Origin of the sequence: Aquirufa nivalisilvae (genome assembly GCF_004307455.1) — a bacterium.
GTDB classification, from domain to species: domain Bacteria; phylum Bacteroidota; class Bacteroidia; order Cytophagales; family Spirosomataceae; genus Aquirufa; species Aquirufa nivalisilvae.
On sequence record NZ_SEWX01000005.1, the window covers coordinates 274,644 to 287,975 of the forward strand.

A 13,332-nucleotide genomic window follows, 5' to 3' on the forward strand; every position below is an offset into this window, starting at 1 on the left:
TTATCCATACCATTTTATTAATCAACATACCATGGCAAAACAAGCGAGCGAAGCTCAAGGCGCAACATCTGAAAAATTAAAAGCCTTACAAACCACTTTAGAAAAATTAGATAAAGCTTATGGAAAGGGGACGGTCATGCGCCTTTCAGACAGTAAAGTCATGGATGTACCTGTTATTTCTACAGGATCTTTAGGTTTAGATTTAGCATTAGGTATTGGTGGAGTGCCAAGGGGAAGGGTTGTTGAAATTTATGGACCAGAGTCTTCAGGTAAAACAACATTAACCTTGCATTGCATTGCAGAAGCGCAGAAGGCGGGAGGAATTGCCGCATTTGTGGATGCAGAACATGCTTTTGATCGTTCTTATGCAGAGAAATTGGGTATTGACACGCAAAATTTATTAATATCTCAACCTGATAATGGTGAGCAAGCTTTGGAAATTGCGGAACATTTAATTAGTTCTGGTGCGATTGATATCATTGTAATTGACTCAGTTGCAGCATTGGTTCCTAAAGCTGAGATAGAAGGAGAGATGGGAGATTCAAAAATGGGTTTACAAGCTCGTTTAATGTCGCAGGCCTTACGTAAATTGACTGGAACGATCAATAAAACAGGATGTTGCTGTATTTTCATTAACCAATTACGTGATAAGATTGGTGTCATGTTTGGTAGCCCAGAAACGACTACGGGTGGTAATGCTTTGAAATTTTACGCCTCTGTACGTTTAGATATACGTAGAGCGGGTCAAATCAAGGAAAGTGCAGATTCTATCACAGGTAATCGTACCCGTGTGAAAGTGGTTAAAAACAAATTGGCACCTCCATTCAAAGTAGTTGAATTTGATATTATGTATGGAGAAGGTATTTCAAAAGCCGGTGAAATATTGGATCTAGGAGTAGATTTAGGCGTTATTGATAAATCAGGATCATGGTTTTCATACAATGGAAACCGATTAGGCCAAGGTCGTGATGCAGTGAAAGATTTAATCAAGGATAATCCAGAATTAATGGATGAATTAGAAGCTAAAATTAAAGAGAAAGTAAAAGGAGATGATTCTGTCTTGTTAGATAAGGACGGAGCTATTGAAGAATAAATTGTCAAATGTCAAGTACTAAAAAAGTCTCTCGATTTTCGGGAGACTTTTTTAGTTGGCGTTAAGATTAAAACGATTGAATAGTTTTTTGACAGTTTTCTCGACTGATTTATCTGTTTCCATGGCTTCTGAGATGGATTGTACCGCATGAATGACAGTACTATGATCTCTTCCGCCAAAGTGATAACCAATTGATTTCAAAGGAAGATTGGTTAATTCCTTTAACATGTACATCGCTACTTGCCTAGGGAATACATTTTCTTTCTTACGGCATTTACCTTGTAAAGTGCTCAATTCAACGGAGAAGTGATGAGTTACCGCTTCCAGGATATTTTCTACACTTAATTCTTTTTCTTGCTCATTGACAATGCTTTTCAAGGTAGATTTCGCCAATTCTAAATCAATCTCTTTTCTGGTTAAGGAAGCTTGAGCCATTAAAGAAATAATGACACCTTCTAGCTCTCTTACATTTGTTTGAATAGAATGAGCAAGATATTCTAATACTTCAAAATCAATTTGAATGCCATCATCCTGCAATTTTTTCTGAATAATAGCAATACGGGTTTCAAAATCTGGTTGTTGTAAATCAGCTGTTAATCCCCATTTGAATCGACTTAATAAACGGTCTTCCATACCAGCTAAATCACGTGGTGCACGGTCAGAAGACAAGATGATTTGTTTTCCTGATTGATGTAAGTGGTTGAAGATATTAAAGAATGTTTCTTGAGTCTTTTCTTTTCCTGACAAGAATTGCACATCATCAATGATAAGTACATCTACTTGTAAATAGAAATTGGTAAATGCTTCAATGGAATTATTGCGAATAGCATTGACAAACTGATTGGTAAACTTCTCAGTAGAAACATAAAGCACAAATTTCTCTGGAAACTGCCGTTTAATTTCATTACCAATTGCTTGTATCAAGTGGGTTTTACCTAATCCGACACCACCATAAATCATTAAAGGATTAAAAGATGTCAAACCTGGTTTATTCGCCACAGCCATTCCAGCAGCACGTCCTAAACGATTGCAATCGCCCTCAATGAATTTATCAAAGGTGTATTTGGGAATTAAATAAGAATCTAATTCTAATGAATCCAGGTTTTTAAATTGAAATGGACTTTTAGCTACAGGATTGTTAGGGAAATCTTTACTAGAATTCTGCTGATTCGTTGTCGGTAAGTTAAATGATAAAGGAGGGTTTTTACGATCCCCTTTGTCAACGATGATGGAATATTCCAGCATACCTTGTCGACCAATGGTGTGATCTATTGCTTTTCTCAATGAAGAAACAAAATTTTCTTCTAACCATTCATAGAAAAATTGAGAAGGAACCTGAATAGTCAGTGTGTTATTTTGAAATTTTAAAGGGACAATTGGGCTGAACCAAGTAGTGAAACTCTGCTCAGAAATATCATCACGGATGATACTTAAGCATTTATTCCACAATTCAGTTACTTCCATTTGCATATAAAAATCCTTTTTTTTAGGGTCAAAAATTCCTCGTTGAAGTATTAGCCATAGAAGACATACTTCAAATGTTTAAAATTTCAAATAATGGTTTGGGTACCTAGAGAAACGATAAAGCTTCACTTAAGCGGGGAGACAAAAATAGTAAAATTCAAGGTCGTTCCAAATCTAAAAAAAAATATTTTCAACTTATTTTTAGTAAAAAAAGTGCATTAAAATTTGGAACTAAAAATTGTTCAATTTTTATGTACTTCTGGTGTGTTTTGGCTTGAAAAAATATAAGAAAAAAAAATAAAAATATTTTGAATCAAAAACGTAGTTATTTAAACAAGGTCTAAATTTGAATAGAATGCATTTTTGTTAAACTATTGTAAGTCAGAAAGTTACAAGGCAATTCGAAGAAGTGGAGCAAATTGAGATTTTTTTTAATCTATAAAATTACACGCAAAAATTTGGGAATAATTTTAATGGTATGATGTAATTCTTTCGTTTGCAAATTTTCTCCATCCATATGGTATAAAGTGCCAATAGGGACGCTGAAATCGTATCTTTGATAGGATTGTATCGATACTTTTTTATGTTGACTTATATTTTTTAAAAATAGGCTAATTCCAAGTTGAGCTGATTCCCAAATAGTTAGGGGTTCTACTTTCACTACTTCAAAGTTTCCATCCTGTAGATTTGAGTAGGGGGAAATGAATGCATTATTGCCAAATTGATTAGCATTGGCAAAAGTCATAGAGAAAATATCTTCCCTTGTTTCATCCTTTTGAAGAATTTGGATTGGTTGATATTGAAGAACTGACTTAATGGAAGATCTTATATAATTGATTAATCCTCTTTTTTCACCTTTGGCAAATTGGTGGGCCACTTCTGCATCAAACCCTATGCCTGCGGTACAAAAAAATGCGTCTTGATTCCAGAATGCTACGTCGATCAAGATTTCATTGCCTTGAATGACTTGTTGTAATGCTTTTGTAAAAGATAAATGGATACCTAAATGTCTTGCTAAACCATTTCCTGATCCTATGGGTATAATGCCAAGTGCCGTATTGGTACCAATGAGAGCACTTGCTATTTCATGTATAGTCCCATCTCCACCTATGGCAATTACTTTTTGAGCACCATTTTGTACTGCTTTACGGGCTAAATCATGCGCATGACCAGCATATTGAGTTAAATGTACCTGACTATTTTCAATCTTTTCTAATTTTTGAAGCATTTGCTTTTTACTTGCATTACTTTTGCTTCCAGAGTTGGGATTGTAAATAAAGTGGATCATGCCTTTAAATTTCAATTGCAAAGTTAGACTCTATTTTTCATTATTAATTAATATACCTTCAATATGTATTCAGTCGGAGATAGTTATGAAATTGAATTTTGCTTTAATCAAGAGCAAGTCAATGATTTCTGTAAAATTTCAGGAGATTTTAATCCTTTGCATTGGGACGAAGAATTTGCAGCACAGACAGTCTTTAAAAAGCCCATTATTCATGGAGCGCTCATTGCCAGTGTTTTCTCTCGAGTGATGGGAATGGAGTTTCCAGGACAAGGTAGTGTATACTTAAGTCAATTGTCTGAATTTAAGCGACCATTATATGTGGACTTAGTTTATCAAGCTAAGTTTACGGTCACCAGCATTGACCCAATTAAACATACAGCCGAAATTCAGACTCAGGTATTTGACAAGGAGAGAGGCAAGTTGATGGTAGATGGTGTTGCCAAAGCAATGAACGCGGAAAAGTTCTAACATAAAAAAGCCCGATACTTAGTAACGGGCTTTTTTTAATCAAGAAATTAAACTAATTATTTTCCTGAGTTCTTTTGATTCTGAACTTCAGTACGAATTTCTTGAGCTAAAGTTTTTAGTTGCTGTAAGCCACCTCTAACGCGTGTTCCTGCTGCTTGGTTTCCTTTATCGTAGAATTTTTCGAAATCTGATTCTAATGACAAAACGAGGTCTTTCACTTGTGCAAATCTGCTCATAATAATTTGATTTTGTAGGTTGTAAAAATAGATTGTCTTATTTCGCTGTTTGAAGCGCTTATAAGGCGAAATTTAACAAAAAACTTAATCCATACAAACTATTTCTATGAAAAAACCCAAAAAAAAGTTAAAAAAGTTAAAAATGGCCAATAAATCTTATTTTGCGGCATTTAAAACCTTATAATAACCCTCTTGTAATCTTTTTTGAACTTCAGCAAAACATTCGGTAGTATAGTCAATATCTGCTTGAGTATGAGAAGAAGTTGGGATAATTCTCAACATAATTTGCCCCTTGGGTACTACTGGATATACCACAATACTGCAGAAAATACCCATGTTTTCACGTAGGTCTCTTACCAAAGAAGTTACTGCTGCAATATCATATTCACCATGTAAGAAAACAGGAGTTACTGGAGATTGAGTTTCACCAATGTCAAAACCTTTTTCTTTTAAACCTTTTTGTAAGGAGCGTACGTTTTCCCATAAACGTTCTCTCAATTCTGGATGTTTTTTGATTAATTCCAAACGCTTCATTCCTCCAATCACAAATGGCATTGGTAATGCCTTTGCATAGGTTTGGGAGCGCATGTTGTATTTTAAGTACATGATAATGTCCTTAGGGGCAGCTACAAATGCTCCAATGGCAGCCATGGATTTAGCAAACGTAGAAAAATATAAGTCTATACCGTCCGTACAGTTTAAAAATTCACCCACTCCTTTACCATTAGCACCCATTGTTCCAAATCCGTGAGCATCATCGACTAATAAACGGAAGTCGAAATCTTTCTTCATCTCCACAATTTTATCCAATGAACCCACTTTTCCGGACATACCAAATACACCTTCCGTAATCACTAAAATTCCTCCTCCAGTCTCTTGGGTCTTTTTCGTAGCACGTTCTAAATTCTTGCGCAATGAATCCATGTCATTGTGATTGAACTTATAATAGTCGCCCATTTTAGCTTTATGTAAACGAATACCATCGATCAAACAAGCATGAGATTCAGCATCGTACACAATAATATCGCGGTGATCTACCATACATTCAATGATAGACATAACACCTTGGTAACCGTAGTTTAATAAGAAACAATCTTCTTTTCCTACGAATTCGGCTAACTGTCTTTCGAATTCTTCATGCTCATCAGTATTACCAGACATCATTCGAGCTCCCATAGGGTAAGCTAAACCATATTTTGCTGCTGCATCCGCATCTGCTTTTCTTACTTCTGGGTGATTTGCTAAGCCTAAATAATTATTTAATGACCAGTTGAGCATCTCTTTTCCCATGAATGTCATTCTTGGGCCAAGTTCTCCAGTTAACTTTGGAAATGAAAAATAATGGTGGGAGTAATGCGCATGAGCACCAATTGGCCCCATGTTTTTAACAACTTTCTCGAAAATATCCACTGTAAGTATCTGTTTTAATTAAAAAAACTTAAAATATTCACAAAGTTAAATTATATTTTTGTTATGACAACGCTCACGCTTGAGCTTTTAATAATTGATTGTTTTCAATTTTAATTCATCGACATGCAACAAACTAAGCTTTTTGTTCTTATTGCCTTATTTTTAGGTAATTCAATTTTTGCACAAACCAGTAAACCTTTGGTTGAATCTACAAAAGGAATGGTGGTCTCTACACACCCTGCAGCTAGTGAAGTAGGTTTAGCTATTTTGAAAAAAGGTGGTAATGCCATTGATGCTGCCGTGGCCGTCAATTTTGCTTTAGCGGTTTGTCATCCTGCTGCCGGTAATATTGGTGGAGGAGGTTTTTTGGTTTATCGCGATAAGCTGGCTCAGACTTTTGCTTTAGATTTCAGAGAAAAAGCACCACTGAAGGCTTTTAGAGATATGTATTTAGATGAAACAGGCGCTATCATTCCTGGTAAAAGTCAAGCGGGTATCTTTTCAGTAGGTGTACCTGGCGCTGTAGCTGGCATGGAAGCTATGCATCAAAAATTTGGGAGGTTGCCATGGAAAGAACTAGTTCAGCCTGCTGTTGATTTAGCTCGTCAAGGAGTTGTTTTAACAGAGAAGGAAGCGAGAGGCTTAAATGGACAGAAAGCTGATTTTCTGAAATTTAATGTTGATAAGAATTACATGATTAAAGCAAATGATGAGAAATGGAATAAAGGAGATTTATTGATTCAAGAGGACTTAGCTCAATCATTGGAACGTATCGCCAAAAGAAAATCGAAAGGTTTCTATCGAGGTAAGACTTCCAGACTTTTAGTCAAAGAAATGAAGCGTCAGGGAGGTATCATGACAAAAAAAGACTTGAAATCGTACCAAGCTGCCTGGAGAAATACTGTCAATTTTGAATATAAAGGCAAGAAAATTATCAGCATGCCGCCGCCATCAAGCGGAGGTATTGCATTGAATCAATTGATGAAAATGGTTGAACCTTTCCCTATTTCCACATGGGGTTCTCAATCTGATTCGACATTTCAGGTAATGGTCGAAGCTGAAAGAAGAGTGTACGCCGACCGAGCTAAGTGGCTAGGAGACCCTGATTTTGTGAAAGTACCACAGACAGAATTGATGAATCCATCCTACATTCAACAGAGAATGAAGGATTTTAGTTTTGATAAAGCAACCTTAAGTTCTTCTATTTCAGCAGGTCAATTTCCCGGATATGAAAGTCCTGAAACTACACATTATTCTATCGTAGATGAAGAAGGGAATGCAGTTTCAATTACCACTACTTTGAATAATAGTTATGGGAGTAAAGTATTTGTTGGAGGTGCAGGATTTCTTCTAAATGATGAAATGGATGATTTCAGTGCAAAAGCGGGCTCACCCAATTTGTATGGTTTGATTGGTTCTAAGGCCAATGAGATTCAACCAGGGAAGAGAATGCTTTCTAGTATGACGCCAACCATAGTGGAAGAAAATGGAAAATTAAAAATGGTAGTGGGTACACCAGGTGGTTCTACCATTATTACTTCGGTATTTCAAGTTATTTTGAATACTTTAGAAATGGGTATGAATATGCAACAAGCTGTTGAATACCCCCGATTTCACCATCAGTGGTTACCTGACCAAGTATTATTTGAAAGAAACCGATTTAGTTCGGAGCAATTAAATCGCTTAAATGAAAAGAAATACAAAATGGTGCCAGTCAATGGCTTGGGATTGGTAGAGGGGATTTTAGTTTTACCCAATGGAAAGCTGCAAGGAGGTGCAGATTCCAGAGGGGATGATACTGTTTCAGCTTATTAAAATAGTTTAGCAACCATAAAGGCGGCACCAGCAGCGGCAGCGCCAATAGACATGACTTTAAGAGCTCCGATAATAGGTTGTTGACCCGTTATCTTACTTTTAAAATACCCAAATACAAACAAGGCCAATAAGGTGATGATTGCTGAATAAATTAAGCCATCTTCTGGTTTGTCTAGGTAAAAATAGGGTAGTAATGGAATCAAGCCTCCCAGAGCATAAGAAATGCCAATGGTTAAAGCGGAATTTCTAGCACGATTTGGATTAGGTTTTTCTAAGCCTAATTCAAATCGCATCATGAAATCAACCCATTTGTCTTTGTCGCTCGCAATGCAATTGACTACAATCTCTTGCGCCTCAGGACTTAATCCATAATCTTCAAATACTTCTCTAATCTCTTCCTTTTCTCGATCAGGTACTCGCTCTACTTCATCATATTCTCTTGCTAATTCGGCTTCGTAATGTTCCTTTTCTGTCATACCAGCTAAATAACCACCTAGTCCCATAGCTATGGAGCCTGCTACGATTTCCGCAATTCCTGCTGTCGTAACAATATCATTGCTAGAAACGGCACCAGAAAGTCCAGCTGCCAAAGCAAATGGAACTGTCAGGCCGTCTGACATACCAATGACGACATCGGTTAGGAAATCAGAGCTTTTTAAATGTTTTTCGTGTAGGTGGTGATCTGGTCCGTGCATAGAATTATCTGATGCCGTGCATCATACGTTTTAAAGGTCCAACGGCTAATATGTAAAGGATGACAGCCGCAATGCCAGTTAAAGTGACAAATAACATAAAGAATTCATATAAATTATGAATTTCAAATCCTAAGAAACTAGGGAAGTGTACTTGTCCAACTACAGCTTCTGCTGGGGGCAATAATGCACCTAAGGTTCCTGCCAGAGCGTAACCAGCTGCATTAGCTAAAAACCATACGCCCATCAACAAAGATGAAAAACGTTTAGGGGCTAATTTAGAAACTAAGGAAAGGCCGATGGGTGATAAACATAATTCACCCATAGTATGAAAAAGATACATGATAATCAGCCAAATAACCCCCAGTTTATTGCTTCCTAAATCTTTGATTTGGGAGGCAATAATCAAGTAGCCCATAGAAAGTAATAGTAAGCCAATGGCTTGTTTGGCTGGTGAATTAGGTTCTAAACCACGTTTGTTTAGCCAAATCCAAAGCCAAGAAAAAGGGAATGCGAGTAAAATGATGAAAAATGAATTGGCATTTTGTACAGAGCTAGGAGGGAGCTCAATCCCTAAAAAATGCAAATCGGTTTGTTGGTCAGCAATGAATGTCAATGAAGAACCTGCTTGTTCGAATGAAGCCCAAAAAAATATGACAAAAAAGGAAATGATATACATCACTAAAATCCTGTTTCGCTCAATACTAGTGATGGTTTTGTCGGTAATAATCAAAAACGCCAAGCTTAAACCAGATGAATAGATGACGGGATAAATCCAATCTTTGATGATATTAGGTTCTTCCGTTATGAAAAAGTAATGAAAGGTGAATATTAAAATGAAGAATAAAATGACTGCACTAAAGATTGATTGGGAGCTAAATTCAGCTTTCTCTGTTTCTCCATCAACCGGTCGCGCAACATTTGTAGAAAAGGGTTTTTCCCCAACTGGGCGTCCATCTGGGTCTACAATGAATTTGTTTTTGAGGAAATAAAAGGAGATTGTGCCAATTAACATAGCAGTTCCAGCTGCAAAAAAGCCCCATTTGAAGGCATCTAATACTCGAACTCCATCTACTTTGACATCACCTAAAAATGGACAAATCAACATGCCTAATAATGCACCTGTGTTGATTCCCATGTAAAAGATGGTGAATGCTGCGTCAAGTCGATTATCTCCTTTACGGTAGAGTTGTCCAACCATCGACGAAATATTAGGTTTGAAAAAGCCATTTCCTATGATTAGAAAGAATAAACCTCCCCACATTAAGTTTTGAGCTAGATCTAAATCGAGTTCAAAAGAACTAGCAGAAGAGAACATGAACAATTGACCAATGGCCATGATAAGCCCACCAATCAAAATACAATTTCTATTTCCAAGGTAACGGTCTGATATATATCCCCCAGCCATGGTGGTTAAATAACTTAAACCTAAAAATCCACCGTAAAGGATGGATGCGTCAGTTTGTTTAAAAGCAAGAGCGTTTACTAAGAAGAGGGAGAGTAAGGCTCTCATTCCATAGAAATTGAATCGTTCCCACATTTCAGTGGAATACAAAACATAAAGGCCTTTTGGATGACTGCTTGTGTTTTCTGACATAAAGGTTGATGAATACAAATACCAAGTTACAAGAATGTTACAAAATTTGATGCACTGTTCATGATTTAATCTTGTAGTTGATGAGAAAAAATGAACCCAGATGTGAAACATATTTTGTAATATTGTCCTTCATTTGTCTTTATAATTCTTCAGATTTTTAACCATGGGTAAGATCATTGCTATCGCTAATCAGAAAGGTGGAGTTGGTAAAACGACCACGGCTATTAATTTAGCTGCCTCTTTAGCAGCTTTAGAATTTAAGACACTCATTATTGATGCGGATCCACAGGCTAATTCTACTTCTGGCTTGGGTTTGAACCCTAAAGAAATTACCCAAAGCATTTATGAATGCATGGTTGGTTTGGCCAAAGTAAAAGAGAGTATTGTCTCTACGGAATTAGACTATTTAGATATCATTCCTTCACATATAGATTTAGTTGGTGCGGAGATTGAAATGATTAATTTGAATAATCGAGAAGCAAGAATGCGTGATGCATTAGCTGAAATTAAAGATTTGTATGATTTCATTATCATGGATTGTTCTCCTTCTTTGGGTCTAATTACGATCAACTGTCTTACAGCAGCAGACTCGGTAATTATTCCCGTTCAATGTGAATATTATGCTTTAGAAGGGTTAGGGAAGTTGTTGAATACGATTAAAATTATTCAATCTCGGTTGAACCCTAATTTGATGATTGAAGGTATTTTATTGACCATGTATGATTTACGTCTTCGCTTGTCCAATCAAGTGGTGAATGAAGTTAATAGTCATTTTAAAAATATGGTTTTTGAGACCATAATACCTAGAAATATTCGTTTATCAGAATCACCAAGTTTTGGAATACCTGCTATTTTGCATGATGCAGAGAGTAAGGGAGCCATTAGCTACCTTAATTTGGCAAAAGAAATTATCACCAAAAATGGCTTATTACAGGCTGTTTAGTAGATTTTAAGATATGAGTGCAAAGCAAGAATCAAATTCAAAAAAAAGAATAGGTTTGGGTAGAGGTCTAGGCGCTTTGCTGGAAGATTCTGAAAATGTATCACATACGTCTAAGCATTCCTCCGAATTTGCAGGTAGTTTAGAGGGAGTCAATTTGATGGATGAAATTCCATTAGAATACATTGAGACCAATCCTTACCAACCCAGAGAACATTTTGAGCAAGAGGCTTTAGCTGACTTGGCAGAGTCTATTCGTATTCAGGGGATTATACAGCCAATTACGGTAAGAAAAATAGCTCCTAAGAAATTCCAATTGATATCTGGAGAGCGACGTTTACAAGCATCCAAATTAGCTGGATTAAAGAGTATTCCTGCTTACGTAAGAACAGCAGATGATCAGCAAATGATCGAAATGGCGTTGATTGAGAACATTCAGCGTGAAAACTTAAACGCCATTGAAATTGCCCTTTCTTACAAACGCTTGATGGATGAATGTCAGTTGAAGCAAGAAGATTTAGGTAATCGAGTAGGGAAGAGTCGTTCCAATGTCACGAACTACATGCGCTTGCTGAAATTACCGATCGTTATTCAAGCTGCCATTCGTGATGCTAAAATTTCGATGGGACACGCACGCTGTTTGGTTTCTGTTGAGAATCCAGAATTACAACATGTTCTTTTTCAAAAGACTATTTCTGAAGAATGGTCAGTTCGAAAATTAGAAGATGCAGTTAGGCAGTCGGCTCATCCTAACATGGGAAAACCCGATGAGACTAAAACACTTCCTTTGGCTGAGTTACAACAAATTCAACAAACTTTTGCTAGTTTTTTTCAATCACCCGTTTCATTCAAAATGAACGATGAAGGAAAAGGAGAGTTGAAGGTAAGTTTTAAGTCGAAAGAAGAGCTATTAAAACTTTTGAAAGCTGTACAGTAGTCGATCAATGAGTTATGCCACTATCCCCGAACTGAGTCGGGCCATTATATGTTTTTTCCTTATTTTTCTTTGCTCATGGGCAACTAGGGCGAACGATATGCCTATCGATACGGTGGTTAAAGTCAATACTCTTAAGGCGGACAGCATACCAATCAAAAAAACTATTCCCTATAAAATTATTCCTCGTCAAGCGACATTGAAATCTTTAATGATTCCAGGTTGGGGGCAATATTACAATCGACAATATTGGAAGTTGCCTTTAGTGGCAGGAGCATTTATTACTTTGGGAATTATCGCTAATTATAATAATGTTCGATATGAGAAATATCGAGCCTATTACTATATCGCATCTCCACATCCAGATGATCCAACTTATGTACCTCCAGCTACTGTAGCTGTTCCATATGAAGATGGATTGGTACGCGATTTAGATGTGAATCAATTAAAACGATTAAACGACGGGTATAGAAGAAATAGAGATTATACCTATATTGGGATGGTTTTGGCATGGGCATTTAATGTAGTGGATGCCAATGTTAGTGCCCATTTGAAAACATTTGATGTATCAGATGACATTACGTTGAAAATAAAACCGACATTTGAATATCAGTCATTTTCAAATGGTTTAGTTTCTGGCGTATCTTTGTCATTTAATTTTAAAAAGTAAAAGAATGAGAATAGTTTTGATTGGTTATGGCAAGATGGGAAAGGAAATAGAGCGTATTGCGCTTAGTAGAGGCCATCAAATTGTAGCCAAAATTGATGTAGATAACCCAAACGATTTGCTTGGTTTAAGCAAGCAAGATGTGGACGTGGCAATTGAGTTTTCTAATCCAAGTTCGGCTTATGCTAATATTTTGATCTGTTTAGAAAAACAAATTCCTGTGGTTTGTGGTACGACAGGCTGGTTAGAAAAGAAATCTGAAGTAGAAGCTCTAACAAAAAAATACGATTCCACATTCTTTTATGCTTCCAATTATTCCATTGGTGTAAATTTGTTTTTTGCCTTAAATAAGCATTTAGCGAAGCTTATGGCTCCGCATGCACAGTATGAAATTTATACCAATGAAATTCATCATACGGAGAAAAAAGATTCTCCTAGCGGGACAGCAATAACCATTGCTGAAGGTATTATTGAGGCTTTACCAGCCAAAGATTCATGGGTTAATAATGAAATACCTCAAAGTAATCAAGTAGCTATTTGGTCACAAAGAGAATCTACTAAACCAGGTACTCACACGGTAAAATATATTTCTAAAGTAGATCAAATTGAAATGACTCATGAAGCATTTAGTAGAGAGGGATTTGCTTTAGGTGCCGTAATTGCTGCGGAATGGGTGAAGGATAAGAAAGGTGTTTTAGGTATGGACGATATGTTAAAATTGGATTAAT

General features: G+C 36.5%; 13 protein-coding genes. 7 read left to right on the forward strand and 6 right to left on the reverse strand.

Going from position 1 to position 13,332, the window contains the following annotated elements:
* Positions 1-31 precede the first annotated feature (31 nt).
* Positions 32-1,093 carry a recombinase RecA gene (gene recA / locus EWU22_RS08025; RefSeq protein WP_109322815.1) on the forward strand — a complete coding sequence of 354 codons (1,062 nt, stop codon included), beginning with the start codon at positions 32-34 and terminating at the stop codon, positions 1,091-1,093.
* Positions 1,094-1,144: 51 nt separating this feature from the next.
* Here recA and dnaA read toward each other — a convergent pair whose 3' ends face one another.
* Both dnaA and EWU22_RS08035 read right to left on the reverse strand, forming a co-directional pair.
* Positions 1,145-2,563, reverse strand: a complete 1,419-nt coding sequence (dnaA, locus tag EWU22_RS08030) for a chromosomal replication initiator protein DnaA (protein ID WP_130925132.1) — start codon at positions 2,561-2,563, stop codon at positions 1,145-1,147.
* Between the two features lie 430 nt (positions 2,564-2,993).
* Positions 2,994-3,845 carry a diacylglycerol/lipid kinase family protein gene (locus EWU22_RS08035; protein ID WP_130925133.1) on the reverse strand — a complete coding sequence of 284 codons (852 nt, stop codon included), beginning with the start codon at positions 3,843-3,845 and terminating at the stop codon, positions 2,994-2,996.
* Between the two features lie 63 nt (positions 3,846-3,908).
* Between EWU22_RS08035 and EWU22_RS08040 the strand changes: the two genes are divergently transcribed.
* Entirely contained in the window at positions 3,909-4,313 is a 405-nt protein-coding gene (locus tag EWU22_RS08040) for a MaoC family dehydratase (protein ID WP_130925134.1), read from the forward strand.
* Positions 4,314-4,369: 56 nt separating this feature from the next.
* Here EWU22_RS08040 and EWU22_RS08045 read toward each other — a convergent pair whose 3' ends face one another.
* Complete coding sequence (locus EWU22_RS08045; RefSeq protein WP_109322819.1) at positions 4,370-4,549, reverse strand: histone H1; 180 nt, start codon at positions 4,547-4,549, stop codon at positions 4,370-4,372.
* A 156-nt stretch (positions 4,550-4,705) separates the two neighbouring features.
* Entirely contained in the window at positions 4,706-5,959 is a 1,254-nt protein-coding gene (locus EWU22_RS08050; RefSeq protein WP_109322820.1) for an aminotransferase class I/II-fold pyridoxal phosphate-dependent enzyme, read from the reverse strand.
* A gap of 123 nt (positions 5,960-6,082) precedes the next feature.
* On the opposite strand from EWU22_RS08050, the gene ggt reads away from it, so the two are divergent.
* A complete protein-coding gene (ggt, locus tag EWU22_RS08055; RefSeq protein WP_130925135.1) occupies positions 6,083-7,774 on the forward strand; it encodes a gamma-glutamyltransferase in 1,692 nt (563 codons plus the stop codon).
* Here ggt and EWU22_RS08060 read toward each other — a convergent pair.
* Both EWU22_RS08060 and EWU22_RS08065 read right to left on the reverse strand, forming a co-directional pair.
* Positions 7,771-8,469, reverse strand: coding sequence for a VIT1/CCC1 transporter family protein (locus EWU22_RS08060; RefSeq protein WP_130925136.1), 699 nt, complete (start codon positions 8,467-8,469; stop codon positions 7,771-7,773). The two genes, ggt and EWU22_RS08060, sit on opposite strands and share 4 nt — an antisense overlap.
* Before the next feature lie 4 nt (positions 8,470-8,473).
* Positions 8,474-10,063 (reverse strand): peptide MFS transporter, encoded by a 1,590-nt coding sequence (locus EWU22_RS08065; RefSeq protein WP_130925137.1) that lies wholly within the window; start codon positions 10,061-10,063, stop codon positions 8,474-8,476.
* A gap of 163 nt (positions 10,064-10,226) precedes the next feature.
* On the opposite strand from EWU22_RS08065, the gene EWU22_RS08070 reads away from it, so the two are divergent.
* From EWU22_RS08070 to dapB, 4 genes are all read left to right on the forward strand, one after another.
* On the forward strand, positions 10,227-11,006 hold the full coding sequence (locus EWU22_RS08070) for a ParA family protein (protein ID WP_109322824.1): 780 nt from the start codon (positions 10,227-10,229) through the stop codon (positions 11,004-11,006).
* Positions 11,007-11,019: 13 nt separating this feature from the next.
* Positions 11,020-11,940, forward strand: a complete 921-nt coding sequence (locus EWU22_RS08075; protein ID WP_130925138.1) for a ParB/RepB/Spo0J family partition protein — start codon at positions 11,020-11,022, stop codon at positions 11,938-11,940.
* Positions 11,941-12,037: 97 nt separating this feature from the next.
* Positions 12,038-12,607 carry a DUF5683 domain-containing protein gene (locus EWU22_RS08080; protein ID WP_130925139.1) on the forward strand — a complete coding sequence of 190 codons (570 nt, stop codon included), beginning with the start codon at positions 12,038-12,040 and terminating at the stop codon, positions 12,605-12,607.
* Between the two features lie 4 nt (positions 12,608-12,611).
* Positions 12,612-13,331: a 4-hydroxy-tetrahydrodipicolinate reductase gene (gene dapB, locus EWU22_RS08085; protein ID WP_130925140.1), complete on the forward strand. Its 720-nt coding sequence runs from the start codon at positions 12,612-12,614 to the stop codon at positions 13,329-13,331.
* The last annotated feature ends 1 nt before the right edge of the window (position 13,332 follow it).

Excerpts from the sequence above, each read along its gene's own strand:
- EWU22_RS08060 (WP_130925136.1), bottom strand. The coding sequence starts at position 8,469 with ATGCACGGACCAGATCACCACCTACACGAAAAACATTTAAAAAGCTCT.
- EWU22_RS08040 (WP_130925134.1), top strand. The coding sequence starts at position 3,909 with ATGTATTCAGTCGGAGATAGTTATGAAATTGAATTTTGCTTTAATCAA.
- EWU22_RS08035 (WP_130925133.1), bottom strand. The coding sequence starts at position 3,845 with ATGATCCACTTTATTTACAATCCCAACTCTGGAAGCAAAAGTAATGCA.
- EWU22_RS08075 (WP_130925138.1), top strand. The coding sequence starts at position 11,020 with ATGAGTGCAAAGCAAGAATCAAATTCAAAAAAAAGAATAGGTTTGGGT.
- EWU22_RS08080 (WP_130925139.1), top strand. The coding sequence starts at position 12,038 with ATGCCTATCGATACGGTGGTTAAAGTCAATACTCTTAAGGCGGACAGC.
- dapB (WP_130925140.1), top strand. The coding sequence starts at position 12,612 with ATGAGAATAGTTTTGATTGGTTATGGCAAGATGGGAAAGGAAATAGAG.
- EWU22_RS08065 (WP_130925137.1), bottom strand. The coding sequence starts at position 10,063 with ATGTCAGAAAACACAAGCAGTCATCCAAAAGGCCTTTATGTTTTGTAT.
- EWU22_RS08045 (WP_109322819.1), bottom strand. The coding sequence starts at position 4,549 with ATGAGCAGATTTGCACAAGTGAAAGACCTCGTTTTGTCATTAGAATCA.
- EWU22_RS08070 (WP_109322824.1), top strand. The coding sequence starts at position 10,227 with ATGGGTAAGATCATTGCTATCGCTAATCAGAAAGGTGGAGTTGGTAAA.
- dnaA (WP_130925132.1), bottom strand. The coding sequence starts at position 2,563 with ATGCAAATGGAAGTAACTGAATTGTGGAATAAATGCTTAAGTATCATC.
- ggt (WP_130925135.1), top strand. The coding sequence starts at position 6,083 with ATGCAACAAACTAAGCTTTTTGTTCTTATTGCCTTATTTTTAGGTAAT.
- recA (WP_109322815.1), top strand. The coding sequence starts at position 32 with ATGGCAAAACAAGCGAGCGAAGCTCAAGGCGCAACATCTGAAAAATTA.